17 protein-coding genes are annotated in these 26,373 nt (G+C 72.4%); 7 read left to right on the top strand and 10 right to left on the bottom strand.

The annotated features are described in order from the left end of the window. Window positions 1-43 precede the first annotated feature (43 nt). Window positions 44-943: a proline iminopeptidase-family hydrolase gene (locus AB0A69_RS24505; RefSeq protein WP_361425813.1), complete on the top strand. Its 900-nt coding sequence runs from the start codon at window positions 44-46 to the stop codon at window positions 941-943. Between the two features lie 121 nt (window positions 944-1,064). After that, window positions 1,065-1,970, top strand: a complete 906-nt coding sequence (locus AB0A69_RS24500; protein ID WP_361425810.1) for an ACP S-malonyltransferase — start codon at window positions 1,065-1,067, stop codon at window positions 1,968-1,970. A 46-nt stretch (window positions 1,971-2,016) separates the two neighbouring features. Here the strand turns inward: AB0A69_RS24500 and AB0A69_RS24495 are convergent, their stop codons facing one another. After that, window positions 2,017-2,271 (bottom strand): phosphopantetheine-binding protein, encoded by a 255-nt coding sequence (locus tag AB0A69_RS24495; RefSeq protein ID WP_361425807.1) that lies wholly within the window; start codon window positions 2,269-2,271, stop codon window positions 2,017-2,019. Window positions 2,272-2,443: 172 nt separating this feature from the next. Between AB0A69_RS24495 and AB0A69_RS24490 the strand changes: the two genes are divergently transcribed. Then, window positions 2,444-3,937 (top strand): AMP-binding protein, encoded by a 1,494-nt coding sequence (locus AB0A69_RS24490; protein ID WP_361425804.1) that lies wholly within the window; start codon window positions 2,444-2,446, stop codon window positions 3,935-3,937. 88 nt (window positions 3,938-4,025) lie between these two features. Here AB0A69_RS24490 and AB0A69_RS24485 read toward each other — a convergent pair whose 3' ends face one another. The 6 genes from AB0A69_RS24485 to AB0A69_RS24460 all read right to left on the bottom strand — a co-directional run bounded on the left by AB0A69_RS24485 (window position 4,026) and on the right by AB0A69_RS24460 (window position 12,659). Continuing rightward, window positions 4,026-6,605: an AAA family ATPase gene (locus AB0A69_RS24485; protein WP_361425801.1), complete on the bottom strand. Its 2,580-nt coding sequence runs from the start codon at window positions 6,603-6,605 to the stop codon at window positions 4,026-4,028. Window positions 6,606-6,872: 267 nt separating this feature from the next. Beyond that, window positions 6,873-7,520, bottom strand: a complete 648-nt coding sequence (locus tag AB0A69_RS24480) for a response regulator transcription factor (RefSeq protein ID WP_361425798.1) — start codon at window positions 7,518-7,520, stop codon at window positions 6,873-6,875. A gap of 163 nt (window positions 7,521-7,683) precedes the next feature. Further along, window positions 7,684-7,839, bottom strand: coding sequence for a hypothetical protein (locus tag AB0A69_RS24475; protein WP_361425795.1), 156 nt, complete (start codon window positions 7,837-7,839; stop codon window positions 7,684-7,686). Window positions 7,840-8,048: 209 nt separating this feature from the next. Continuing rightward, window positions 8,049-9,335, bottom strand: coding sequence for a sensor domain-containing protein (locus AB0A69_RS24470; protein ID WP_361425792.1), 1,287 nt, complete (start codon window positions 9,333-9,335; stop codon window positions 8,049-8,051). 217 nt (window positions 9,336-9,552) lie between these two features. Next, window positions 9,553-10,851, bottom strand: coding sequence for a Na+/H+ antiporter NhaA (nhaA, locus tag AB0A69_RS24465; protein WP_361425789.1), 1,299 nt, complete (start codon window positions 10,849-10,851; stop codon window positions 9,553-9,555). 263 nt (window positions 10,852-11,114) lie between these two features. Continuing rightward, window positions 11,115-12,659 (bottom strand): alanine/glycine:cation symporter family protein, encoded by a 1,545-nt coding sequence (locus AB0A69_RS24460; RefSeq protein WP_361425786.1) that lies wholly within the window; start codon window positions 12,657-12,659, stop codon window positions 11,115-11,117. 460 nt (window positions 12,660-13,119) lie between these two features. Between AB0A69_RS24460 and AB0A69_RS24455 the strand changes: the two genes are divergently transcribed. Further along, window positions 13,120-15,018 carry an NAD-binding protein gene (locus AB0A69_RS24455; protein ID WP_361425840.1) on the top strand — a complete coding sequence of 633 codons (1,899 nt, stop codon included), beginning with the start codon at window positions 13,120-13,122 and terminating at the stop codon, window positions 15,016-15,018. A gap of 3 nt (window positions 15,019-15,021) precedes the next feature. Here the strand turns inward: AB0A69_RS24455 and AB0A69_RS24450 are convergent, their stop codons facing one another. After that, window positions 15,022-16,083, bottom strand: a complete 1,062-nt coding sequence (locus AB0A69_RS24450) for a helix-turn-helix domain-containing protein (protein ID WP_361425783.1) — start codon at window positions 16,081-16,083, stop codon at window positions 15,022-15,024. Window positions 16,084-16,295: 212 nt separating this feature from the next. On the opposite strand from AB0A69_RS24450, the gene AB0A69_RS24445 reads away from it, so the two are divergent. The 3 genes from AB0A69_RS24445 (at window position 16,296) to AB0A69_RS24435 (ending at window position 24,092) form a co-directional block, all read left to right on the top strand. Beyond that, on the top strand, window positions 16,296-16,910 hold the full coding sequence (locus tag AB0A69_RS24445; protein WP_361425780.1) for a hypothetical protein: 615 nt from the start codon (window positions 16,296-16,298) through the stop codon (window positions 16,908-16,910). Between the two features lie 72 nt (window positions 16,911-16,982). Beyond that, on the top strand, window positions 16,983-19,028 hold the full coding sequence (locus AB0A69_RS24440; protein ID WP_361425777.1) for a flotillin family protein: 2,046 nt from the start codon (window positions 16,983-16,985) through the stop codon (window positions 19,026-19,028). 153 nt (window positions 19,029-19,181) lie between these two features. Beyond that, entirely contained in the window at window positions 19,182-24,092 is a 4,911-nt protein-coding gene (locus AB0A69_RS24435) for a DNA repair ATPase (protein WP_361425774.1), read from the top strand. A 168-nt stretch (window positions 24,093-24,260) separates the two neighbouring features. Here the strand turns inward: AB0A69_RS24435 and AB0A69_RS24430 are convergent, their stop codons facing one another. Both AB0A69_RS24430 and AB0A69_RS24425 read right to left on the bottom strand, forming a co-directional pair. Continuing rightward, a complete protein-coding gene (locus AB0A69_RS24430; RefSeq protein ID WP_361425771.1) occupies window positions 24,261-24,920 on the bottom strand; it encodes a response regulator transcription factor in 660 nt (219 codons plus the stop codon). Beyond that, entirely contained in the window at window positions 24,893-26,155 is a 1,263-nt protein-coding gene (locus AB0A69_RS24425; protein WP_361425837.1) for a sensor domain-containing protein, read from the bottom strand. The genes AB0A69_RS24430 and AB0A69_RS24425 overlap by 28 nt, the downstream gene beginning before the upstream one ends. Window positions 26,156-26,373 lie beyond the last annotated feature (218 nt).

Here is a 26,373-nt window from a genome sequence, read left to right as displayed (position 1 = left end):
ACGGTCGCCAAGGCTGTTCAGAACCGGCTGAGAGGTGAGGGACATGGCGTTGCCGGCACCGAGTGCCAAAGGAACCGTTCCGTTCGGCGAGTACAAGACGTGGTACCGCGTCACCGGAGACCTCGGCTGCGGGCTCCCGCCCGTGGTCGTGGTCCACGGCGGACCCGGGTCCACTCACGACTACCTGCTGCCGCTCGCCCGGCTCGCCGAGGAGGGCCACCCCGTCGTCCACTACGACCAACTGGGCAACGGGGGCTCCACTCACCTGCCGGGCCGAGGCGCGGACTTCTGGACGGTGGACCTGTTCCTGGCTGAGCTGGACAACCTGCTCACGGCCCTCGGCGTCGCCGACGACTACGTGCTGTACGGGCAGTCGTGGGGTGGTCTGCTGGTCGCCCGGCACGCCGCGGCCCGGCCCGCCGGGCTGCGCGGCCTGGTCGTCGCCAACTCCCCGGCCTCCTATCCGCTGTGGCTGGAGGAGATGGCGGTGCTGCGGTCCCAGCTGCCGCCTGGCGTCAACGACACGCTCCTGCGGCACGAAGCCGCCGGCACCACGGACAGCCAGGAGTACTACGAGGCGATGACGGTCTTCTACGAGAAGCACGTCTGCCGCCTCAAGCCCTGGCCGCGCGAGTACCAGGCGTCCTTCTACGAGGTCTACAACGACCCGACGGTGTACTACGCCATGAACGGGCCGAACGAGTTCCATGTCATCGGCAGCCTGCGCGACTGGGGCGTGGAGGACTGCCTGCCCGACATCGCGGTGCCCACCCTGATCCTCTCGGGCCGGTACGACGAGGCCACGCCGAAGACGGTCCAGCCCTATCAGGACCTGATACCGGACGCCCGCTGGGTGATCTTCGAGGAGTCGAGCCACCTGCCCCACCTGGAGGAGCCCGACGCCTTCCACGAGGCGCTGACCACGTATCTGAAAAGCCTGTGAAGCCGCTGCCGGCCGGTACCGCTAAGGGGCTGATAGGGGTTCTTGACGCGGCGCCCCCGACCGGAGACTGAGAGCCATGGAGACTGACGACCGGACGGGCACTGCCCTGGTATTTCCTGGAATGGGGCCCTCCCCGTTCTCCGAGGTGGCCAAGTTCATGCTGGTCAATCCGTATGCCCGGGAGCTGTACGCGGAAGCGGACGAAGTCCTCGGGTACTCGCTCTTCGACCGCTTCAGCGAGGCGGAGGGCGACTATTCGGAATACGCGCAGCTCGCGTTCATGGTGAACTGCCTGGCGCTGGCGCGGTGGGCCGAAGCCGAGTTCGGCCTCGATCCGCTCTACTGCACCGGGCCCAGCTTCGGCGGCAAGGCCACGGCGGTGCGTTCCGGGGCGCTCTCGTTCGCCGACGGCGTGCGGCTGACCGCGAGGTTCGCCCGTTGCCTCGACGCGTTCTTCGCGGAGGAGTATCCGGAGCGGGTCGCGACCCTCTCCTTCGCCCGCACCCCTCCGCCCGCGCTGAGGGAGGTGCTGGCGGAACTGACCGAGCGGGGCGAGTGGCACGACGTGACGTGCGTCGTCGACGAGGACTTCGCCATGGTGACGCTGCGCACGTCCGGGATCGAGTGGCTGCGGGAGCGACTCCGCGCCGTGGGCGGGCTGCCGCTGTACGTGATGGAGCCGCCGATGCACTCCGCCGCCTTCGGGGGCCTGCGTCGCAGGACGGAGTCCGAGGTCATGGCGGGCCTGGAGTTCCGCGACCCGGTGATTCCCGTGGTCGCCGACCACGACGGGGCCCTGCTGACCACCGGTGAGCAGGTGCGCACGATGCTGCTGGACGGTTGCGTCCGCCCCGTCGACTGGCCCGTCACGCTCGCCTCCCTGAGGGACAAGGGCATCGGCCGGCTGTGCGTCGCCGGCCAGGACGCTCTGTTCTCCCGGGTTCCGGTGGCGGCGAAGCGCTTCGACGTGATCAAGGCCGACCCGAGACGGGCCATGATGCCGCGCCGCCGCGCCGCGGCCGCCTGAGACACGTGTCCCGGGCAGCCCCGGCCCGGTGTGCGGCCGGGGCGGCTCAGCTGGTGGAGGCCCCGGTCATCGAACGCAGCGCCCCCCAGAGCGAGGCGGGGGTGGCGAAGGTCTCCGGCTTCAGCGCCTCGTCCATGAACTTGACGTCGTACGCCGCTTCCAGCGCCCCCAGCAGCTCCACCGTGGCCAGCGAGTCCAGTCCCGCGTCACGCAGTGCAGTGTCGGGGGTCAGATCGTCCTCGGCGGTGAGGAACGGCAGGTACTCCCTGAGCAGTTCCTCGAAACGCTGGTCCCAGTACATGGTGAATCCACCCTTTCCCGCAGTGCCGTTCGTCGGTTTCCAGGAATGGACGCTACGAGCGGATACGGACCCAGGGGCACCCGTTGCGCACCCCTAACTTTCAGGCCCGGACCACGGGCCGGCATTGATCGCCGCCCGCGGACCCCGGACCTCGCGGATCTCCGGAGGAAGAATGACCGAGCATCAGCAGCACGCCCTCCATCAGCGCTTCCTTCGAGGGCTCTCCCTGTCCCCGGACCGCCCGGCGCTGCGGATCGGCACCGAGGAGGTGACCTACCGCGCGCTGCACGAGCAAGCCCTGATCATGGCCGGCTCCGTCGGATCGGCGAAGACCGTGGGCGTGCTGTCCGGCAAGAGCGTCACCGCGTACGTCGGCATCCTCGCCGGACTGTACGCGGGTGCCACCGTCGTACCGCTGCACCCCGGCTTCCCCGCCGCCCGCACCCGGCGCATGCTCGAGGTGTGCGGCACCGAGGCGTTGATCGCGGACGGTCTCGGGCGTGCGGCGCTGCGGGAGATCTACGGCGACGCGCCGGGCGTCCCGGTCGTCGAGGCCGACCCCGCGCGGGCGCTGACGGCGCCGCGCCCGGTCGACGCGTCCGACGTGGCCTACCTGCTGTTCACCTCGGGTTCCACGGGCCGCCCCAAGGGCGTGCCGATCACGCACGGCAGCACCCACACCTACTTCCGGCTCCTCGATGCCCGCTACGACTTCGGCCCCGACGACGTCTTCACACAGACCTTCGACCTCAACTTCGACTGCGCGATGTTCGACCTGTTCTGCGCCTGGGGTGCCGGTGCCACCGTGGACGCGGTGCCGTCGGCCGCCTACCGCGACATCCCGGCCCACCTCGCCGAGCGAGGCATCACCGTATGGTTCTCCACCCCCAGCGCCATCTCCCTGATCCGGCGCATGGGCGGCCTCCGGCCCGGGTCCCTGCCCGGACTGCGCTGGAGCTTCTTCGCCGGGGAGGCACTGCGCTGCACCGACGCTGCCGACTGGCACGCTGCGGCGCCCGGATCGGTCCTGGAGAACATCTACGGCCCGACCGAGCTGACCGTCACCATCACCGGGCACCGCTGGGACCCCGAGTCGTCACCGCGGCTGGCGGTCAACGGGCTCGTACCGATCGGTTCCGTCCACGAGGGTCACGACCACGTACTGCTCGCCGAGGACGGGAGCGAGGACGACGTGGAGGGCGAACTGCTCATCACCGGGCCGCAGATGACCGCCGGATACCTCGACCCCGAGGACGACCGTGGCCGGTTCGCGGAACGCGACGGCCGCCTGTGGTACCGCACGGGAGACCGGGTACGCAGGCTGCCCGGCGGCGAACTCGTCTACCTCGGCAGGCTCGACTCACAGGTACAGGTGCAGGGCTGGCGGGTCGAGCTCGCCGAGGTCGATCACGCGCTGCGCGCCTGCGAGGGCGTCGAGGACGTGGTCACCGTGGCTCGGCCCGTGGAGGGCAGCACCGAGCTCGTCGTCTTCTACACCGGCCGGATACGCCGCCCCGCCGAGCTCGCCCGGGCGCTGCGGGAGCTCCTGCCCCAGGGCATGCTGCCCCGGCACTACGAGCACGTCGCGCAGTTCCCGCTCAACTCCAACCGCAAGGTCGACCGTCCGGTCCTGGCCGCCAGGGCGGCGGAGCTTCTGCGGTCCTGAGCCGGCGGCCCGCCGCGGCGGGGCTCACCACCGAGGTGAGCCCCGCCGCGCAAGCGGGTGCGGTGCCGGAACCGCACACCGCACGTTCTCACCAGTCGACAGGGCGACCGCTGCCCATCGCCAGGTTCACCGGCAGCTCCCCGCGGCAGCTGATCTGCAGCTTGCGGTACACGCGCGTCAGATGCTGCTCGACCGTGCTCACCGTCAGGTAGAGCTTGGCGGAGATCTCCCGGTTGGTCAGTCCCTGCGCCGCGAGCGTGGCCACCCGCTGCTCGGACGTACTCAGCCGGGCCGCCGACCGGGAGGCATCCGGCTCCCGCAGCGCCGGGTCGGTCTGGGCGTCCGAGAGCGGCGCGTCGGGCAGGATCTCCCGGCACAGTGTCCCCGCCTCGCACTCCCTGGCGAGGTTCCACGCCGTGCGGATCAACGCGCTGCCCTTCGCCGGCGCGGTGCCCTCGCTCTGCATCGCCTGCCCGAGCTCCGCCATGGCGCGCGCCGCCTCCAGACGGTCGCCGGAGCGGTGCAGCTCGTCGACGGCCTGCGTCAGCAGCACCACGCGCTGCTTGGCGGAGGACGACGTCAGGGCACGCATGCGCAAGGACACGCCCCGCACCCACGGCCGCCGCGCATCGGGCAGGGCCATCTGCTGCAGCACCAACTGCTCGGCCCGCTGCGTGTGGCCCAGGCGTAGCAGCGCCTCGGCCGCGTCGGTACGCCAGGGCAGGAGCGCGGGCCGGTCGACGCCCCACTGCTCCATCAGGTGACCGATCTCCATGAAGTCGGCCAGCGCCGCCTGCGGCTGCTGGCAGGCCAGCAGGTGCAGCCCCCGGGCCCGCAGGAAGCCCAGGCCGTACATCCCGGAGAACAAGTGGCGCGGCCCGGGCTGGTCGACCAGTCGCGCTGCCTCAGTGCTCTCCCCCATCAGGGTGCGCGCGCGCACGAGGACGGCGGTCGGCGCGAACCGGAAGGAACAGCCGGTCCGCTCCGGCAGATGGTCCAGGGCGGCCTGCGCGTGCGTGCAGGCCCCCCGCAGGTCGCCCATGCGGAGCAACGTTTCTGCGTGCAGGGACGCGAAGACGGCGCTCCAGCCGGGTGCGTCGCGTAGCTCCGCCTCCCGCACCAGGTTCCGGAGCCACGGCACGGCGCGCTCGGGGTGGTCCGAGTGCACCAGGGAGCGCAGGGCCTGGGTGATCGGTTCGACCGTGGCGTCCGTCAGCCGTGTCTCCTGGAGCAGGCGTTCGACGCCGGCGGTGCCGGTCGCGAAGGCGGTGTCGACGAGGGAGGCCCCGGCCGCGGCCGGGTCCTGTCCGTCCAGCAACCGGGCGGCATCGGGGACGCGGCCGTGCGTGAGCAGTAACTGCACCAGTGGCTGCGCGTGCTCGATGCCGGGGTGGGGACCGCTCAGCAGATCGGCCAGTCGGCGCTCGGTGGCGGCCGGGCTGAACCGCCAGCTGAGCCGAGCCAGCCGGATCCGCACCGCGGCCCGCTGCCGCTCGTCCGGGCACACCTCCACGGCGAGTTCGAGGATGCGGACGGCCTGGCGTGCCTCGTCCCGGGACAGGAGGTCCTCCGCAGCCTCCCGCAGTACGTCGGTCTCGGCCTGGGTGGCGTGCCACGGCACGTCACCGGCGTGGGTGGCTGCGGCCAGCAGCTGACCGGCCGCCGCTGTGGCCGCCATGCCGTCCCGGTCCAGCAGCAGTGCCGCGCGCCGGTGCAGTGCCGCCCGCCGGTGTCCGGACGCCCCGTCGAGAACGGCGGTCCGCGCCGCGCGGTGCCGGAAGCGGGCACCGGTCAGCAGGCCGGCCGCCCGCAGCGCGGCCAGGTCCCGGTCGACCGAGGCCGGAGCGATGCCGAGCAGCCGCTGGACGAGCTCGGGCGAGGAGAACTCGTCGAGCACCGCGGCGGCGAGGGCCACGACCGGGGCCGTCGGACCACTGCGCTGGACGCAGGTGACGACGGCCTGGGAGAACGGACCGCCGCGCTCGGACGCGGGCTCCTCCAGAAGAGAGCCCTCGCCGAGCCCGGTCGGCTCCGCCAGCAGGGCCCGCAGGAGAAGCGGATTGCCACCGGTGACCGCGTGCAGGTGCTCACCGGGCAAGGGCCGCCCGGCGGCTTCCGCGGTCTCGTCGGGGGACAGGCAGCCGATCCGGAACCGCCGGGATCCCGGCTGACGCATCAGCTCCGTCGCGAGTTCCGGATACCGGCCCGTGTACGGCGAGACGGCGACGAGGAGCAGCACCCTGGACGTCCGGGCGTGTCGTGCGAGGTACTGCAGGTACTGGACCGAGAGGTCGTCGGCGTACTGCGCGTCGTCGACGTACAGCAGCACCAGGCCGTCCTCGGCCAGCTCCCGCAACTGCAGGGAGAAGTCCCGCATGGCCTCGGTGCGCGCGGCGCGGTCCGGATCCGCCGTCAGGGACGGCTGTGCGACCGCCGGGTCGCTGCACACCATCTGGCGCAGGACGCCGAGCGGCGCTTCGCGCTCGGCGGGAGAGCCGACCGCACCGAGCACGACGGCCCCTGCCGTGCGGGCCAGGTCGGCGAGGACGTCCACCACGGCGCTCTTGCCGCACCCCGCGGGGCCTTCGACGAGAAGCGTCCGGAACTCACCCGCCTCGCACTCCGTGAGTACCTCTATTCCGGCATCGATCACCGATGCCCTGCCCACCAGATTCATCCTGACCCCCGTCGTCGGATTCTGTACCCCTCTACGGTGACCACCCTTCGGGCGGAGTCCTACAGGAGAGGTAGAGCGCCGATGGAATAGGGGGCCAGGGGGCCTGGAGCAGGGCAGCCGCACCCGCGGCGGCCGTGCCGGTTGACGGGTTCGGCCGGAGGGTCGTCGGCGGTGAGGGTGTGTGGGGTACTCGGTGGGGTACCGGCCCCTCCGGCTCACCCACGTAACCCCTGCGGGGAGGAGCCGCCGGGACGTGCCTCAGGACCGGTTGAGGTAGGCCAGCACGGCGAGGACCCGGCGGTTGTCGTCGTCCGACGGGCTCAGGTTCAGCTTGCTGAAGATGTTCGACGTGTGCTTGGCCACGGCGCGCTCGGTGACGACCATGCGCTGGGCGATGGCCGCGTTGGACCTGCCCTCCGCCATGAGCTCCAGCACCTCGCGCTCCCGGGGCGTCAGAGTGCCGACCGGCTCCTCGTTGGTGTTGCGCGCCAGAAGCTGGGAAATCACCTGTGGGTCCATGGCCGTTCCTCCGGCCGCCACGCGCCGCACCGTGTCGATGAACTGTGCGGCGTCGAAAACCCGGTCCTTGAGCAGATAGCCGACGCCTCCGCTGCCGTCCGCGAGCAGCTCGCGGGCGTACAACTGCTCCACGTGCTGGGACAGCACGAGGACGGGAAGACCGGGGATCTGGCTCCGTGCGTGGAGAGCGGCCTGCAGTCCTTCATCGGTGAAGGTGGGAGGGAGTCGGACGTCCACCACTGCCACATCCGGTTTCAGTGAGACGAGCGCGTGCATCAGTTCAGGACCGTTGTCGACCGCCGCGACGATTTCGCAGTCGTACGCCTCCAGCAGTCGCACGAGGCCGTCTCGCAACAGGAACAGGTCTTCGGCCAGGACAACTCGCACGGCAGCGCTCCAGGATCGGCAATCGTCGAACACCCGGGGGCCGCTCGACGCGTACTCCGGTGAATGTGCGAACGAATCTACCGAGCCCGGCCGGTTCCCCATACGGTTTCGAGTCGTCCCACCGGCCACCGTGCGACACGGGTCGGCGGGCCGGTCCTCTCGATCAAGGCTCGTAACTCAATAAGCCCGCGTCTAAGAGCTCGTTGACCCACAGGTCCACGTCCGCTCGCATGTTGGCGCGATCCTTCTCCCAGATCCGGGCGAGGGTGTCCGCAGCGGCGATGCGGTCACCGTCGTGCTGGCAGATCGCGATCCACATGGCGGCTCCCGCCGGACTGCACCGAAGGCGCGCCGAGGCCTCCTCGGAGAACAACTCCAGGTACCCGTCTTCCGACAGGAACACCGTCACCCCAGGCGCTGGCCGAACCCGCACGCATCCTCCCGGCATCCGTCGACGTCTCACGTCTTTGCGTTCGCGAGCAGTGCCGCGTGGATCGCATGCGAACTATTCCCGTGCGGACCGAGCCGCTAACCCGTGTGGGTCTGGGCGGCCAACGGACAGGGGATCTCCAGCGTCACCGTGGTGGGCCCCCCTGCCGGACTGCTGACGGCCACCACACCGTCGAACGCGCCGACCCTCTGCTCGATCCCGCTCAGTCCGGATCCCGCGCCGGCCACCGCCCCGCCGCGGCCGTTGTCGGTGACACTGGCCCGCAGCAGTCCGTCGCTGTGGTGGATGGTGATCCACAGATGGTTCGCACCCGAGTGCTTCGCGGCGTTCGTGAGTATCTCGCTGACCGCGAAGTACACGGCGGACTCGATGGGGTCCTCGGCTCGTCCGGGCAGATCGATGTCGATCTCGACGGTCATGGGCATCCGCAGCGCCAGCGCCCGTACGGCATCGGGCAGGCCTCGTTCCGCCAGCACCGGCGGATGGATCCCGCGCACCAGGTCGCGCAGCTCGGAGAGCGCTTCCGCCGAGGACTTGCGGGCCTCCGCCAGCAGCGCCTTGGCCTGCTGGGGATCCTTGTCCATCAGCATTTCGATCGTGCCGAAACTCATGCCCATCGCGACGAGCCGGGCCTGTGCGCCGTCGTGCAGATCCCGCTCGATGCGGCGCAGTTCCGCGGCTGAGGCGTCCAGGGCTTCGTGGCGGGTCTCGGTGAGCCGGTCGATGCGCTGGATGAGCTCCACCTCTCGCGGGGGGCCCAGCAGAGCACGGCTGAGTACGAAGTGGAAGCAGAGCAGCGGCCGGCCGACACGGCTGCAGAGGGCGAGGAGCCCCGCGCCGACCAGAGCGGCCAGAAAGGCGGTGCCCCAACCGGTGACCGGTACGAAGGTGTACCAGTTCCTGCCCTCGCCGTCGGAGAGGGGCATCCACAGACCTGCCGGCAGCAGGAGGCCGTGCACTCCGTACACCAGCAGGGCGGGGGGCAGGAAGGCGGTGACGAAGCCGACGGTCAGGTCCATCAGGAGCCACCCCAGGTCGCGCCAGGTGGCCGGGTCCTTCAGCATCAGGCCGCAGCGGTCCAGCCGCCCGGCGACGCCGCTCCGTACGTCGTCGGGGAAGGGCCGGTACGGAACGGGGATGGTGACCTGCGCCCACTGCGCGGCGAGCCGGCGGCGGGAGTTCGCGTGGGCACGCACCAGGGAAAGGACGGCCGGTGTCGTGAGGACACCGACCCCGACGGGGATGAGGACGATCGACAGGACCGCCAGGGAGAGGAGCGTGATCCCTCCTGCGAGTGCGACAAGGGCAACGCCCAGCCCCTGCACACCGGCCAGCAGGGTGCCGCGGATCCTTGCCTTGCTCACGTCGCTCCTCCTCGGGCCTCTGTTCTCGGCTTCGGTGCAAGCATGACGGGCTGAGGCGGCGAGGTCACTGGTGTCGGAGCCCGAGTAAGGGTGTACCTGGCATCACCCCCTGTCTTCGCCCTTTGCTTCCCGGTGCAGGGGAGGACCGACCGTGTGGGGGTGCAGGTGTACCGGGGCGGCCCCTATCCCCCTTGGGGAGTTCGGGGCCGCCGCCGGGTCAGCGCTCGGTCGCGGCGGTGCGCTGGTAGATGTCCGGGATGCCGTCGTGGTCCTCGTCGCGCGTCTCCTCCTCGTACAGGCGGCGGTAGACGCCGTTGCGGTACCGGATGAGGAGGGCGGCCAGGAAGGCGGCGATGAGGGAGCCGAGCAGGACCGCGGCCTTGACGCGCTCGGTCGTGGCGGGGTCGGTGAAGGCGAGTTCGCCGATCAGCAGGGCGACGGTGAAGCCGATCCCGGCGAGTACCGCGAGGGCGAAGACGTCGGCCCAGGCGAGATCGGGGTTGAGGCGGGCGCGGGTGAAGCGGGCGGCGAGGTAGGTGCCGGCGAAGATGCCGAGGGTCTTGCCGACGACCAGGCCCAGGACCACGCCGAGCGGCTCCGGCCGCGTGAAGACCTCGGCCAGGGCCGCGCCCGAGACGCCGACGCCGGCGGCGAAGAGCGCGAACAGGGGGACCACGACCCCCGCCGAGAACGGGTGTATCCGGTGGGAGGTGCGTTCCGCCGGGGAGGCGGTCTCACCCTGGTCGCGGGTGGTGCGCAGGATGAGGCCCATGGCCACGCCCGCGACGGTGGCGTGGACGCCGCTGTTGTACATCAGCGCCCAGGTGACGACGCCGAGGGGGACGTACCACCACCAGCCGCGTACGCGGAGGCGCTGGAGCGCGTAGAAGGCGGCCAGGCAGGCGAAGGCCCCGCCGAGCGCGGCGAAGTTCAGGTCACCGGTGAAGAAGATCGCGATGACGAGGATGCCGCCCAGGTCGTCGACGACGGCGAGGGTGAGCAGGAAGGCGCGCAGCGCGGCCGGCAGGTGGCTGCTGAGGACCGCGAGGACGGCCAGGGCGAAGGCGATGTCGGTGGCCATGGGCACGGCCCAGCCGTCCAGGCTGCCACCGCCCGCCGCGGCGGTGGCGGCGTAGAGGGCGGCGGGTACGACCATGCCGCAGACGGCGGCGATGACCGGCAGGGCGGCGGTCGCGGGGGTGCGCAGTTCGCCGACGACGAGCTCCCGCTTCAGCTCGATGCCGGCGACGAGGAAGAAGAGGGTGAGCAGACCGTCGGAGGCCCAGTGCTCGACCGACAGGTTCAGGCCGAGGGCGGATATGCCGAAGTGGACGTCGCGTATCTGCTCGTAGGCGCCGCTCCACGGGCTGTTGGCCCAGATCAGCGCGATGACGGCGGCCGCGAGGAGGACGATCCCGCCGACGGTCTCCGTCCTCAGGGCCTGCACCACGGCGTTGCGCTCGGGCAGGGGCAGGAGTCCGAGGAAGGGGGAACGCTCGCGCGGCGTGGCAGCCATGAGGAAGACCTCCGGGGGATTCGGCTTGAGGGCATAGGGGCCCTGGGACGCCGACCAGACTTCCCGGCACACCGCGCGTCCGTGGCAACCGCTCGAAAGGCGGGCGTCGACGCGTTCCTCACACCCTAACCACGACTCCTCGGATCCCGCCAGACCCCATTTCACCTGCGGAAACACGTCCCGGAGGCATGCCGAGCGGGCTCGTCCACACCAAGGCGCGAGGTGGGGACGAGCCCGCTCAAGGAGCCGGGCCGCGGGGGCGGTCAGACGGTGGTCTTCACCGACTCCTGGTCGTCGTCGGACTGGTCGTCCTCGGTGATCTCACCGGCGTCGCGGGCGCGGACGTACTCCAGGAAGGAGGCGAGCTCGCGCTTGACGACCGGGGCCAGGAGGTACAGGCCGATGATGTTGATGACCGCGAGCATGAACAGCACCGCGTCGGCCATGTCGATGAGCGTCTGCAGCGTCAGCAGCGAACCGGCGACCGCGAACAGCGTGTAGACGACCTTGTACGCCAGGACGCTGGCCCGGCTGCGGCCGAAGAGGTGCGTCCAGGCCTTCTCGCCGTAGTAGCCCCAGGTCAGCACCGTCGAGATGGCGAAGAGCAGCACCGCGATGGTGAGGATGTACGGGAACCAGGGCATGACCGTGCCGAAGGCGTCGGAGGTGAGGGTGACGCCGCCGATGGACTCGCCCTTGCGGGCCTCGACGTAGCTGGCCGGGTTGGCGATGACGATGGTCAGCGCGGTCATCGTGCAGATGATGACGGTGTCGATGAACGGCTCCAGCAGGGCGACCAGGCCCTCGCTGGCGGGGTGCTTGGTCTTGACCGCGGAGTGCGCGATGGGCGCGGAGCCGAGGCCGGCCTCGTTGGAGAACGCGGCCCGCTTGAAGCCGATGATCAGCGCGCCGAGCACACCGCCGGCCACGCCCTGCGGGTTGAAGGCGCCCTCGACGATCGTGGCGATGGCGGCCGGGATGGCCGTGACGTGCACCAGGATGACGACCAGGCAGGCGGCGATGTAGATGCCGGCCATGGCCGGGACGAGCTTGCTGGTGACGTTGGCGATGGAGCGGATGCCGCCCAGGAGCACGATGCCGACCAGCGCGGCGACGAGGATGCCGAAGAACAGCGCACCGGCCGAGGAGCCCATCAGGCCGTCCTCGCCGCCGGTGACGGAGACCAGCTGCGCGTACGACTGGTTGACCTGGAAGAGGTTGCCGCCGAAGAGGCCGAAGAACAGGACGAAGAAGGAGGCGAGGACCGCGAGGACCTTGCCGAAGGTCTTGCCGTTCTTGCCGAAGCGCTCCGCGAGGCCCTTGGGGAGGTAGTGCATCGGGCCGCCGGAGACGGTGCCGTCGGCGTGCACCTGGCGGTACTTCACGCCCAGCGTGACCTCGACGAACTTGGTGGCCATGCCCAGCAGGCCGCACAGGATCATCCAGAAGGTGGCGCCGGGGCCGCCGATGGAGACGGCGACGGCCACACCAGCGATGTTGCCGAGGCCGACGGTTCCGGAGACGGCGGCGGTCAGTGCCTGGAAGTGGTTGACCTCACCGGCCGACCCCTTCTCGTCGTACTTCCCGCGCACCACGTCGACGGCGAGCTTGAACTTGCGGACCTGGACCAGTCCGAACCAGGCGGTGAAGACCAGGCCGGCGACGACGAGCCAGACGACGATGAACGGGACGTCCGCACCGCCGATGGAACGGGAGTAGAAGACGACGTCCATGAGCCAGCTGGCTATGGGCTCGAAGAGGCCGCTGACGGCCTCGTCGACGGACGTGGTGATGGAGTCGAGTGACACGGTGGTTACCTCGATGGCGCAGTACCGGCGCACGGGAGGTGGCGCCGGGAAGATGTGCGGTCTTTGAGCGAACGCCGTTGTCCGATCGGCGACCCTGGGTGCAGAGTCCGTGGACGCGGACCGTGATCACCCTGGTCTTGCAGTCGGCGCGTGTGCCGACGCTTCCGAGGCGGCGAGGGGTGGGGCTACCTGCGGAGTTGCGCAGTTCTACCACGGTCTTTACGGGATCTTTAGTGATGCAGATCACATGACGGTAGGTAATCTTCGAAAATGCCAGCGAACGAAATAAGACCGTTATCAGGACGGCTTGATCCGTTCATCGGACACCTATGTGGTCCGGCCGCGGGGAGCGGCCCTGTAGGGAGCGGCGGTGGCGTGGTCAGGGGCGGGCGGGAACAGGCACCCTGAGCGGGTGCCTTCACGCTCTCCTCAGCGCGCGCCCGCGGTCCCGTCCGGACACATGATCGTCTGCGGCGACGACGCGCTCGCCCATCGGCTGGCGACCGAACTCCGCGAGGTCTACCGGGAGCGGGTCGTCCTCGTCCGCCCCGGCGGCGCACCGGCGGCCGGACCCGGGCTGACCGTGCCCGGCCAGGGACGTGCCTCGGCGCTCATCGGGCGGGTATCCGCCGCCATGACGGGAGCGGCGCCGGCGGCCGAGGGGCTCCCGGAGGTGGTGGAGGCCGACGAGCCCACGGAGCCGGCGCTGGTGTCGGCGGGTGTGACCGGCGCGGCCGCTCTGGCGCTCGTCCACGACGACGACGAGACCAACATCCGCGCGGCCCTCGCCGCCCGTCGCCTCAACCCGGGCCTGCGCCTGGTCATCAGGCTCTACAACCGCAAACTCGGCCAGCACCTGGAGGAGCTCCTCGACCAGGCCGCCCTCGTCGCGCTGCCCGATCTGGATTCCGCGGCCCTCGACGCGTCCACCACCGTGCTCTCCGACGCGGACACCGCCGCGCCCGCGCTGGCCGCGACCGCCGTCGCGGGCACGAGCAAGGTCGTCCACGCGGACGGACTGCTGCTGCGGGCCGTGGAACGCACCCCGCCCGGTCCCGGTGAGGTCCCCGATCCGGGCCTGTGCACCCTCGCCCTCCTCTCCGCGACCACGCGCGACCCCGCTGGAGAGGAGGGCTCCGACAGCAGCGGCACGGCCGGGCCCCGGCTGCTGCCCGACCCGGGCACGGTCTCCGCCGCCACCGGGCGTGGCACGGTCGTGCTGGAGGCCGTCACCCACACCGGCCCGGTGCTGCCCGCCGGACGCCTGGCCGGCCGCGGGGTGCCGCTCTCCCAGCTCTTCTCCCGCCGCCTGCGCTGGGCCGTCGCCGCGACCTGCCTCGCCGTCCTCGCCCTGGCGGTCGCCTCCTGGCTCACGACGGGAGACCACCCGCTGCACGCCGCCTACGTCACGCTGCTGGACCTGTTCTCCATCAACGATCCCGCCGTCGGCGAGGACACCGCGCGCCAAGTGCTCCAGCTGCTCGCCGGACTGGTGGGCCTGGCGCTCCTGCCGCTCCTCGTCGCCGGGGCGCTGGAGGCCCTGGGGGCCTTCCGCAGCGCCTCCGCCCTGCGCCGCCCGCCGCGCGGGCTGTCCGGCCACGTGGTCCTGCTCGGCCTCGGCAAGATCGGCACCAGGGTGCTGGCCCGGCTGCGCGACCTCGACATCCCGGTCGTGTGCGTGGAGGAGGACCCCGAGGCGCGGGGCGTCGCGCTCGCCCGCCGCCTGCGGGTGCCGACCGTGCTCGGTGACGTCACCCAGGAGGGCGTGCTGGAGGCGGCCAAGATCCACCGCGCCCACGCCCTGCTCGCCGTCACCAGCTCCGACACCACCAACCTGGAGGCGGCCCTCTACGCCCGTACGGTCAAGGCCGATCTGCGCGTGGCCCTGCGGTTGTACGACGACGACTTCGCCACCGCCGTCTACCGCACCCTCCGGGCCGCACACCCCGAGGCGCTCACCCGCAGCCGCAGCGTCTCCCACCTGGCCGCCCCCGCCTTCGCCGGAGCGATGATGGGCCGTCAGATCCTGGGCGCCATACCGGTCGAGCGCAAGGTGCTGCTCTTCGCGGCCCTCGTGGTCGCCGGCCATCCCCGGCTGGAGGGCCGGACCATCGCGGAGACCTTCCGGCCCGGTGCCTGGCGTGTGCTCGCCCTCGACACCACCGCGCCCGCCGACCGGCGCCCCGACCTGGCCACCCCCCATCCCGGCGACGGGGAGCGGCATCCCACCGGCCTCGTGTGGGACCTGCACCCCGGCTACGTCCTCAAGCCCGAGGACCGCGTCGTGCTCGCCGCCACGCGCCGCGGCCTGGCCGAACTCCTCGGGCGGCACCCGGAGCCCGGCTCCGCCCGGCGGTGACCGTCAGAGCGACTGGTCGGGCCAGTCGAGCAGGCGGGCGCCGATGACCGCCGTCTGGAGGGTGTAGCGGTCGCCGGGGTCGCCCGGGTCGGCCCCGGTCAGCCGGTGGATCCGCTCCAGGCGGTACGTCATCGCCCGGACGCTCAAGGAGAGCCGCCGGGCGGCCTCGGCCGCCACGCAACCCGTGTCGAAGTACGCGACGAGGGTGTCGATGAGCGGCTGCGCGCCGCCGCGGGCCTGCTGGAGCGGGCCGAGGACCGTGCGTACGAGGTCGGCCATCGCCTGCCGGTCGCGGGCGAGGACCGGGTACACGAGCAGGTCCGCGGCGTGCAGCACCGGGTCCTCCAGCTGCATGCGGGCGGCCAGGTCCAGGGCGTTGAGCGCCTCCTCGTAGGAGTGGACCACGCCGCCGACGCCCGGGTGGGCGCGCCCGATCGCGACGCGGCCGCCATCGGTCGCGGCGTACGCCTGCTTGGCGAAGAAGCCCAGCACCTCGGCCTGGTCGCCGGGCGCGATGCAGATCAGACGGCCGTCCTTCGTGGTCAGCAGGATCCGGCGGTCCCCGAAGCGGGCGGTGAGGGACGACTCGACACCGCGGGTGACGGGGTAGCCGTCGTCGTACGGCTCCGGGCCCTCGGCGACGGCCACCGCGTGGGCGTGGGACAGCAGGAGCCCGAACCGCCCGGCCCGCTCGGCCAGCCGTCCCGGATCGCTGCGGCCGTGGAGCAGGTCGTCGATGAACTCGCGGCGCATCGCCTCCTGCTGACGGATTGCCATCCGCTGGGCCCGCTCGTGCCCCTCCGCGAAGGCGTCCACCGCCTGCGCCACGGCGGCGAGCAGGTGGTCGGCGGCCGGGCCGCGCAGCTCCGCGCGTACGTCCTGGGCGGTGGCGAGGTGGGCGCGGACCAACAGGCGCAGGCCGATGCCGGCTTCGGCGGCCCGCTCGCCCTGGGCCCGCAGCGCTTCCAGTTCGTCCCGGGACAGGCGCCGGCCGGTGGCACAGGCGGCGGCCAGGATGCGCGCGTACCCCGCCAGATACTCCTCGGCCGTGTCCCGCTCCGCCATGGCCCTCCCCGTTCTTGTCGCCTGGCATCAGGGTGGCATGCGGGTTCGGGGGGTCGGCCACCGGCATCAAGAGGACGTAAAGATTGCCGGGCGGCGGCAATGCGAACGGATGTGCTGCCCTGCCAGCATGAGCGGGCCGGGCCCGGCGGCAGAAGACCATGCCGGTCCGCGGAAACCAAGGTGCCAGGCGGAAGACGCGAGGGGGATGGACCATGGCCGAGTTCCTGAGGGCGGTCGCCACCTTCCCCGCCGTGCTGTTCACCGCCGCCCTCGTGGTCGTCGTCGGCTTCTGGCTGCTGGTGCTGCTGGGCGCCGCCGACCACGACGGCTTCGACGCGGACGTGGACACCGACGCCCTGCACCTGGGCGGCGTGCCCGTCTCGGTGGCGGGCTCCCTGCTGATCGCCCTGGCCTGGTTCTTCAGCGTCACCGGCTCCGTCGTCCTCGCCCGTACGGGATGGCCCGGCGCCCTGGTCCACCTGCTCGGTGCCGTCGTGCTCTTCGCCTCCCTCTTCGGCGCCTGGCGGCTGACCCGGGCGCTCGTACGTCCGCTGGCCAAGCTCTTCCCCGATGAACGCGGGCCGTCCCGGCACGACTTCGTCGGGCTGACCTGCACCATCCGCACCGGGCGGGTGGACGCGGACTTCGGCCAGGCGGAGGTCGCCGCCCGGGACGGCTCCACCGCGGTCGTACAGGTCCGCCAGAACGACGGCGGCGCGCTCGGGCCGGGCAGCACGGGGCTGCTCTACGCGTACGACGACGCCGGCGAGTTCTTCTGGGTCGCGCCCTTCAGCCACGCCGACGGGCTGCTGGACCCGCGCGGCTGACGCCGCCGCTCCCCCTCCCCCTCCCCCTTTCCCTCCCCCTCCAGCTTCCATCCTTCGAACCGGGGATCACTCATGGATGCCATCACCGTGGGGCTCGGCGTGCTCATCGCCGTGGTCCTGCTCATCGCCATCGCCACGCTCTTCGTGATCAGCCGCCTGTTCCGCAAGGTGGAGCAGGGCAAGGCCCTGATCGTGTCCAAGATGCGGAAGGTCGACGTGACCTTCACCGGGCAGGTCGTCCTGCCCGTGCTGCACAAGGCCGAGACCATGGACATCTCGGTGAAGACCATCGAGATCTCCCGCACCGGACGGGACGGCCTGATCTGCCGGGACAACATCCGTGCCGACATCCGCATCTCGTTCTTCGTCCGCGTCAACAAGACCGTCGAGGACGTCGTCAAGGTCGCCCAGGCCATCGGCACCGCCCGCGCCAGCGACCAGGCGACCCTGCAGGAGCTGTTCAACGCCAAGTTCTCCGAGGCGCTGAAGACCGTCGGCAAGCAGCTCGACTTCACCGACCTCTACACCATGCGCGACGAGTTCCGCGACCGGATCATCCAGGTCATCGGCACGGATCTGAACGGCTACAGCCTGGAGGACGCGGCGATCGACTACCTGGAGCAGACGCCGCTCGCGCAGCTGGACGCCTCCAACATCCTCGACGCCCAGGGCATCCGGAAGATCACTGAGCTGACGGCCGTGGAGCACGTGCGCACCAACGAGTTCCGGCGCACGGAGGAGAAGGAGATCACCCGGCAGAACGTCGACGCCCGCGAGGCGATCCTGGAGCTGGAGCGCCGCCAGGCCGACGCCGAGATCAAGCAGAAGCGCGAGATCGAGACCGTACGGGCCCGGGAGGAGGCCGAGACGGCCCGGGTGGCCGAGGAGGAGCGGCTGCGGGCGCAGAGCGCGTTCCTGAAGACCGAGGAGCAGCTCGGCATCCAGCGCGAGAACCAGGCCCGCGAGGTCGCGGTCGCGCAGAAGAACCGCGAGCGGGTCATCGCCATCGAGAACGAGCGCATCGAGAAGGACCGCCTCCTCGAGGTCATCGCCCGCGAGCGGGAGACCGAGCTGACCCGCATCTCCGCGGAGAAGGAGGTCGAGACCGAGCGGCGCGAGATCGCCGAGGTGATCCGGGAGCGGGTCGCCGTGGACCGTACGGTCGCCGAGCAGGAGGAGTCCATCAAGCGGCTGCGCGCCGTCGAGGAGGCCGAGCGGCAGCGTCAGGCCGTCGTCATCGCCGCCGAGGCGGAGGCGCAGGAGCGGCTGGTCAAGGACATCAAGGCCGCCGAGGCGGCCGAGCAGGCCGCGGTCCACCGCGCCGCCGAGGAGCTCACGCTGGCCGAGGCCCGCAACAAGGCCGCCGACCTGGACGCCCGCGCCAAGGTCCGCCTCGCCGAGGGCGTCCAGGCCGAGGCGGCGGCCGAGGGCCTGGCCGCCGTCCAGGTACGGGAGAAGGAGGCGGACGCCATCGAGAAGGCGGGCCGCGCCGAGGCCGGGGCGATGGCCGCCCGGCTGAAGGCGGAGGCCGAGGGCGCCCGCGAGAAGGCGCTGGCCGAGGCCACCGCCATCGGCGAGAAGCTCAAGGCGGAGGCCGCGGGCCTCACCGAGAAGGCGGCCGCCATGGCCGCACTGGACGAGGCGTCCCGTACGCACGAGGAGTACCGGCTGCGCCTGGAGGCGGAGAAGGACGTCCGGCTCGCGGGGCTGGAGGCGCAGCGGCGGGTCGCCGAGGCGCAGGCCGCGGTGCTCGCCACCGGCCTGGAGAAGGCGGACATCAACATCGTCGGCGGGGACTCGGTCTTCTTCGACCGGCTGGTGTCGTCCATCGCGCTGGGCAAGGGCCTCGACGGCTTCGTCGAGCACTCGCGGACCGCGCAGGCGCTCGCCGGACCGTGGCTGGACGGCTCGGCCTCCTTCACCGAGGACCTGACGACGGTGCTGGGCTCGGTCTCCACCGCCGACGTACAGAACCTCACCGTGTCCGCGCTGCTGATGAAGCTGATGCCGGCCGGGTCCGGGCAGCTGGACGAGCTCATCGGCAAGGCACGGCAGCTGGGCCTCGCCGACATGCCGGTCGCGGAACTCGCGGGCCTGAACGGCACCGCGAAGAACTGACGGCCGGCCAGGGGCTTCCGGAGCTGCCGCGCGGGGGGCGGCAGCTCCGGAGGAACGACCACACGGGGGCGGCGGCTCCGGAGGAACGACCGCGCGGGGGGCGGCGGCTCCGGAGGAACGACCACACGTACACGAGGGAGCGGGACGGGATCCATGGAGACGACGGGGATGGACGCCGGTACGTACGAGGTGCTGCGCGACCGGCTCGGAGCGCGGGCCGATGAGCTCGCCCGGCGCGCCGACGCCCTCAACACCGCCCGCGTCGAGGCCTTCGGCTCCACCGGCCTCGCCCTCCTCGGCACCGAGCGGATCCGCACGGAACGCACCGCCGTACCCCGCGACGCCGTCGCGGTCGGCGACACGCTGCTCGTGGGGTACGAGGCCCCGGCCGCGGAGGACGTCTTCGCCCTCTACGACCGCGACCTGAACCGGCTGCCGGACGACGCGGTGCCCGGCCTGCTCGACGACCCGACCTTCGTCCGCGAACACGCCGCCCTGCACCGCTACTTCCAGGGCGCGCGGCTCCTGCGCCTGCGCACAGTGGACGGCAGGCTGCTGGCGGTGTTCCGGACCGGGGAGCAGGCCGAGGACGTCCGCGTGCTGCGCTGGTCGGTCGCGGCCTCCGGCGAGGTGCGGTTCCTGGACGCCCGGGGGGACCGGGACCACGTCCTGCCCGCCCCGTACGACTTCGCGTGGGTCGAGACGACCCGCGACGACCACGTCCTGGGCCGCCACCCGCACGTGTCCGTCGCCGGCGGCGCGGTCTTCGTCTCGACGGCCGGCGGCACGCTGACCGTCAAGACGGAGAACGACACGGAGTCGGGCGAGGGCATCTACAGCGAGCCGGTCGACGAACCGCTGCAGTCGCTCGCCGACGCCGAGGTGGCGTACGCGGTCGTCGGCCCCCTGGTGCTGATCCGCGTCCGGCCGTACAAGGAGGAGACCCGCCGGTACCTGGTCTTCCAGACCCTCACGAAGTCCGTGGTGCGGCTGGACGGCATCGGGCAGGCGTGCCGCCGCCTGCCCGACGACCAGGGCATCGTCTTCCCCGGCGGCTACTGCCTCGCCACGGGCGCGGTGAAGATCTTCGACGCGGAGCGCACCGAAGGACTGGAGTACGAGCGCGCCGTCCGCTCGCCCAACGGCGAGGACGTGCTCTACGTCTTCCACGAACGGGCCGAACGGGCCGAGTCGGCCGACCGGGCGGACTCGGCCGACCGGGCCGGGGGCCGCACCCTCCTCCTGCCGTACAACCTCATCCGCAAGGAGGCCGCCGCCCCGCTGACCTGCCGCGGTCACGCCCTCTTCGACGACGGCACCCTGGTCCTGCTGCGCCCGGAGTCCGGCGAACCGGCGCGCGTCCACCCGGTGCGGGTGTGGCGCACGCCGTACGTCTCCGACACCCACACCGTTCCCGTGGGCGACGGACCGCTCGCCCGGATCGGCAACGCCGACCTCGTGCGCGGCATCTCCGACTGCCTCGCCATCGCCCGCCAGGCCCGCGAGACCACCGCCACCACCGAGCTGTACGAGGCGCTCGTCGCCGCCTGCGCGCGGGCCGCCGACCGCTTCCACTGGCTGGGCGACGCGGACGCCGGCGACCTGCGCACCCCGCTGGAGGAGGTGAGGGCCACCGCCGAGCAGGTGCTGGAGGAGTTCGCGTCCGTCCAGGACCTGACCCGGCGGGCGGCCGAGGCGGTCGCCGAGAGCGCCGAGCACCTGCAGCGGCTGGTGCGGCGCGTCCGGGGCGAGGCCCCCGCGACGGCCGGCGAGTGGATCGAGCGCCTCTCCGCGCTGCGCCGGGCCCAGGGACGCCTGGTGACCCTGAAGGAGACGCGGTACGCGGACACGGAGGCCATCGACGCGCTCGCCGGGGAGACCGAGCGCCACATCGCCTCCACCGCGCAGCGGGCGGTGGCCTTCCTCCGGCGCGACGACGCGTTCGCCGGCCACCACGCCGCGGTGGAGCGGCTCACCGCCGACGCCGGGGCGATCGCCACGACCGCCGAAGCCGACCCGGTCACGGAGCGGCTGGACGAGCAGGTCTTCGGCCTCCAGACCCTCACCGAGGTCGTCGCCGGCCTCGACATCACCGACGCCACCGTGCGCACCGCGATCCTGGAGCGGCTCGCGGACGTACTCGCCGGACTGAACCGCGCCCGCGCGATCCTCGCCGCCCGCCGCCGCGAGCTGGTCGAGCAGGAGGGGCGGGCGGAGTTCGCGGCGCAGTTCGCGCTGCTCGCGCAGTCCGTCACCGGGGCGCTGGCGGCAGCCGACACCCCGGAGACCTGCGACGCGCAGCTCGCCCGGCTGCTGCTCCGGCTGGACACCCTGGAGTCGCGGTTCGCCGACCACGACGGCTTCCTCGCCGAGATCGCCGACAAGCGCGCCGAGGTCCACGACGCCTTCTCCGGCCGCAGGCAGGCCCTCCAGGACGCCCGGGCCCGGCGCGCCGAGCGCCTCGCCGGGTCCGCCGCGCGCGTCCTGGAGACGATCGCCCGCCGGGCGGCCGGCCTGGACGGCGCGGACGCGGTCAACACGTACTTCGCCTCCGACCCGATGGTGGCCAAGGTCCGCCGTACCGCGGACGAGCTGCGCGACCTCGGGGACCAGGTCCGCGCCGAGGAGCTGGAGGGGCGCCTCAAGGCCGCCCGCCAGGAGGCCGGCCGGGCCCTGCGGGACCGCACCGAGCTGTACGCGGACGGCGGCGAGACCCTCCGCCTGGGCGCCCACCGCTTCGCGGTCAACACCCGGCCGCCGGAGCTCACCCTCGTACCGGACGCGGACGGAGGGATGGCGTTCGCGCTCACCGGCACCGACTACCGCCGCCCCGTCACCGACCCCGGGTTCGCGGACACCCGCGCCTACTGGCGGCAACCGCTGCCCTCCGAGAACGCCGACGTCTACCGCGGCGAGTACCTCGCGGCGCGGCTGCTGACCGAGCACGGCGCGGAGGCCCTCACCGACGCGGACCTCCCCGCGCTCACGCGGCGGGCGGCCGAGGCCGCGTACGACGAGGGGTACGAGCGCGGCGTCCACGACCACGACGCGGCCGCGATCCTCTCCGTGGTCCTGCGCCTGCGGGAACGGGCCGGGCTGCTGCGGTACCCGGCCGCCGACCGCGCCGCCGCCCAGCTGTTCTGGGCGCACGGGACGACGCCGGAGGACCGGGACCTGTGGGCGCGGCAGGCCGCGTCGCTGGTCCGGGCGCGGGAGACGTTCGGCACCGCCCCGGCCGCGCTGGGCGCGCTGCGCGGCGAACTCGCCGACGCGGGCGGGCTGACCGCCCGTGCGGCCGCGTACCTCGTCGAGGAGCTCGCGACGGGCGGGTCCTTCGTCGCGGGCCCTGCGGCGCGCACGCTGCTGGAGAAGTTCCACCGGTCGGTGGGTTCGACGCCGTACGCGGACGACGTGCGCGACCGGCTGGCCGCCGGGGACACCGCGGGCGCGCGCCGGCTGGCCGAGGGCTGGCTCGCCTCGTACGCCGCCGCGAGCGGCGAGGACCCGGACGCCGGTGACCTCGCCGAGGCCGTCGCGATCGAGGTCTGCCCCGCGCTGGTGCGCCACGACGCCGACGCCGCGCTCACGGCCACGGTCGGGGGCCTGCTGGGGACGCACCCGCGGATCGCGCGGGGCGCCCTCGCCCTGCGGCTCGACGAGTTCCTGGCGAGGACCGCCGACTTCGCGTCCACGGTGGTGCCCGGCTTCCGCGCCTACCAGCGGCGCAGGGCCGCCCTGGTCGCCGCCGAGCGCCGACGGCTGCGCCTGGACGAGTACCGGCCGCGTGTCATGTCGTCGTTCGTCCGCGGGCGGCTGGTCGACGAGGTGTACCTGCCGCTCGTCGGGGACAACCTGGCCAAGCAGCTCGGTGCCGCCGGGGACGCCAAGCGGACCGACAGCCACGGCCTGCTGCTGCTCGTCTCTCCGCCCGGCTACGGCAAGACGACCCTCATGGAGTACGTCGCCGACCGCCTCGGCCTGCTCCTGGTCAAGGTCGACGGACCGGCTCTCGGGCACACCACCACCTCCCTCGACCCGGCCGAGGCGCCGAACGCCGCCGCCCGTCGGGAGGTCGAGAAGATCGACTTCGCGCTGGCGGCCGGGAACAACGTCCTGCTGTACCTGGACGACATCCAGCACACGTCGCCCGAGCTGCTGCAGAAGTTCATCCCGCTGTGCGACGCCACCCGCACCCTGAACGGCCACGACCTGCGCGGCAAGCGCTTCGCCGTCTGCATGGCCGGCAACCCCTACACCGAGTCCGGGCAGCGCTTCCGCATCCCCGACATGCTCGCGAACCGGGCCGACGTCCGGAACCTCGGTGACGTCCTGGCCGGGAAGGAGGACGCCTTCGCGTTCAGCTTCATCGAGAACGCCCTCACCTCCAACGCCGTGCTCGCCCCCCTCGCCGGACGCGACCGCGCCGACCTGGAGCTGCTGGTACGGCTCGCCGCCGGCGACCCGGCGGCCCAGCGGACGGGGCTCACGCACGCCTACGCGGCGGCCGAGCTCGACCGGATCCTCGCGGTGCTGCGCCACCTGCTCACCGCACGCGACACGGTCCTCGCGGTCAACGCCGCGTACATCGCCTCCGCCGCCCAGGCCGACGCGACGCGCACCGAGCCGCCGTTCCGGCTCCAGGGCTCGTACCGCGACATGAACAAGATCGCGGCGCGCGTCTCACCCGTCATGAACGGCGCCGAGCTGGCGGCCGTCATCGACGACCACTACGCGGGAGAGGCACAGACCCTCACCACCGGGGCCGAGGCCAACCTCCTGAAGCTGGCCGCCCTGCGGTCGACCCTCACCGAGGAGCAGCGGGCGAGGTGGCAGGTCCTGACGTCGGCGTACCTCCGCTCCCAGGAACCGGGCGGCGCCGCCGACGACGCTCTCGGCCGGGCGGTGGCCGTGCTCGGCCTGCTCGCCGACCGGGTCGCGGCCGTCGAGAACGCGATCGACCGGGCCACGGACCCACGCCGCCTGCTGAGCCGTCCACCCGGCCGCCACGCGGCCCGTCACGCGGGCGGGGGCGGGGGCGGGGGCGGGGGCGAGGGCCCGCAATGACGCGTTGCCCGCGCTGAGGAGCGCCGGGAGGTCGGCTCGGCTCGGCGAACAGAGGTCGTCGTCGAACCGGCGCTGGACGCAGGCCGGGTCACGGCCGGGTCAGTCGAGCTCGTCCACCGCGTGCTGGCAGGTCCACGGCGTCGCGTCGCACGCCGTCGTGCGCGCGGCTCACGCCCGCAGGTAGGCCAGCACGGCGAGCACCCTGCGGTGGGTCTCGTCCGTCGGAGGCAGGTCCAGCTTGGTGAGGATGCCGCTGATGTGCTTGCCGACCGCCGCCTCGGAGACCACCAGCTCGCGGGCGATCGCGCCGTTCGACTTGCCCTCCGCGATCAGTGCCAGGACCTCGCGCTCGCGCGGGGTGAGGCGCTCCAGCGGGTCGCGGCGGCGGCGCAGGAGCTGGCGGACCACCTCGGGGTCGACGACGGTCCCGCCGTTCGCGACCTCGTGGAGGGCGTTCACGAACTCCTCGATCTGGCCGACCCGGTCCTTCAGCAGGTAGCCGATGCCCGAGCCGTCTCCGGAGTCGAGGAGTTCGGAGGCGTACGTCCGCTGCACGTACTGACTGAGCACCAGGACCGGCAGGGTGGGCCGTGTCTCGCGGAGCCGCACGGCCGCGTGCAGCCCCTCGTCCTGGAAGCCGGGCGGCATGCGCACGTCCGTCACGACGATGTCGGGTGCGTGGTCCTCGACCGCGGCGATCAGCGCCTCCGCGTCGCCGACGGCCGCGACCACCTCGTGGCCGCAGCGGTTGAGCAGGCCGATGAGGCCTTCCCGCAGCAGCACGCTGTCCTCGGCCAGTACTACGCGGAGCGATCGATCCACTCGCAAGGGAACTCCACACGCAACAGAGTCGGTCCGCCCGGCGGACTGGACAGGGAAAGTCTGCCATCCAGCACCGACACCCGGTCCGCCAGACCGGTGAGCCCGCTGCCCGCGGAGGCGTCGGCGCCGCCGCGGCCGTCGTCGTGCACCTCCAGGGACAGCCGGCCGTCGCGGTGACCGCCCGTCACGCGCGCCCGTGTGGCGCCGCTGTGCTTCGCTATGTTGGCGAGCGTCTCGCAGACCACGAAGTACGCGGCCGCCTCCACCGCTTGGGGCAGCCGCCCCGGCAGTTCGACGTCGACGTCCACCGGCACCACGGAGCGGTCGGCGGCGTCGGCGACCGCCGCCTCCAGGCCGTAGTCCGCGAGGACCTTGGGATGGATGCCGTGGATGAGCTCGCGCAGCTCCGCAAGTGCCTTGCCCGCCTCATCGTGGGCCTTGGCCAGCTGGTCGGCGAGCGGGCCGGGTGGCGCGTCCAGCCGGGCGAGGCCCAGCGTCATCGTCAGGGCCACCAGCCGCTGTTGGGCCCCGTCGTGCAGATCGCGCTCGATGCGGCGCCGCTCCGCCTCGAAGGCGTCGACCAACCGGACGCGGGAGCGGGCCAGTTCGACGACCTTGGCCCCCAGGTCCCCGTCCCGGGAGGCGATCAGGAGCCGGGTCAGTTCGCCGCGGGCGCCCGCCGCGACCCCGAGCACGTACGCGCCCAGCGCCATCAGGACGAGCCCCAGCACGGCCACCCCGAAGGCGGCCGGCCACGTGGTGACCGTCCACTGCTTGAGCACCTTCGCCTCGTGGCCGTCGCCGACCGTGGCCATCAGCAACGGGGTGGCCACCATGGACACCGGGAAGAGCAGCGCGACCGTCACCACGAGGGCGTCGACCGGCCACAACAGGACGGCGAACAGGAGCGTGTAGCCGAGCTCCCGCCAGGTCGCCTGTTCGCGCAGCCGGGTCGTGAGCCAGTTCCACAGTCCCGGCGCGGCCGGATCGCGGTGCTCGTCGGCCGCCGGGTCCACGTCGACCAGGCGCAGCCTGCGCCGCTCCACCCAGGCCACCGGGATCCCGGCGAGGGCGACGGCCACGAGCAGGGGCAGCCCCACCAGGAGGATGGCGAGGGCCCCGCCGAGCACGGCCACGGTCAGCACCACCACCAGGGCGACGACGCCCGTCACCGAGCCGGTGACGAGATACGCGACCGAGCGCCACGGCCACGCCGACAGCAGGAAGCCGGGCCGGGACATGGCCTGCCACACATTCCGGGGGTGCATGGGATCACCGTAGGAGCCGCACGCGGTGCGGTGCCATCGGTCCAGCCGGCGCTTCCGGGGTAGGGCCGGCCCTACCCCAAGTCTCGTTCCTGCCGCACTGCGTGGTGGTGCCCTCGCGCGGTTTCGTGGAGACATCGCGGAAGAGAGGGAGGCGGCGCCCCATGACGGCTCGGCTGGACAACTGGACGAGC

Source organism: Streptomyces sp. NPDC045431 (assembly GCF_040646655.1).
In the GTDB taxonomy this organism is placed as follows: Bacteria; Actinomycetota; Actinomycetes; order Streptomycetales; family Streptomycetaceae; genus Streptomyces.
This window is presented reverse-complemented; position numbering and strand designations above follow the sequence as displayed.

Coding starts and splice junctions, on each gene's coding strand:
- AB0A69_RS24505 (WP_361425813.1), top strand. CDS start 44: ATGGCGTTGCCGGCACCGAGTGCCAAAGGAACCGTTCCGTTCGGCGAG.
- AB0A69_RS24500 (WP_361425810.1), top strand. CDS start 1,065: ATGGGGCCCTCCCCGTTCTCCGAGGTGGCCAAGTTCATGCTGGTCAAT.
- AB0A69_RS24495 (WP_361425807.1), bottom strand. CDS start 2,271: ATGTACTGGGACCAGCGTTTCGAGGAACTGCTCAGGGAGTACCTGCCG.
- AB0A69_RS24490 (WP_361425804.1), top strand. CDS start 2,444: ATGACCGAGCATCAGCAGCACGCCCTCCATCAGCGCTTCCTTCGAGGG.
- AB0A69_RS24475 (WP_361425795.1), bottom strand. CDS start 7,839: ATGTGGATCGCGATCTGCCAGCACGACGGTGACCGCATCGCCGCTGCG.
- nhaA (WP_361425789.1), bottom strand. CDS start 10,851: ATGGCTGCCACGCCGCGCGAGCGTTCCCCCTTCCTCGGACTCCTGCCC.
- AB0A69_RS24455 (WP_361425840.1), top strand. CDS start 13,120: ATGATCGTCTGCGGCGACGACGCGCTCGCCCATCGGCTGGCGACCGAA.
- AB0A69_RS24450 (WP_361425783.1), bottom strand. CDS start 16,083: ATGGCGGAGCGGGACACGGCCGAGGAGTATCTGGCGGGGTACGCGCGC.
- AB0A69_RS24445 (WP_361425780.1), top strand. CDS start 16,296: ATGGCCGAGTTCCTGAGGGCGGTCGCCACCTTCCCCGCCGTGCTGTTC.
- AB0A69_RS24440 (WP_361425777.1), top strand. CDS start 16,983: ATGGATGCCATCACCGTGGGGCTCGGCGTGCTCATCGCCGTGGTCCTG.
- AB0A69_RS24435 (WP_361425774.1), top strand. CDS start 19,182: ATGGAGACGACGGGGATGGACGCCGGTACGTACGAGGTGCTGCGCGAC.
- AB0A69_RS24425 (WP_361425837.1), bottom strand. CDS start 26,155: ATGTCCCGGCCCGGCTTCCTGCTGTCGGCGTGGCCGTGGCGCTCGGTC.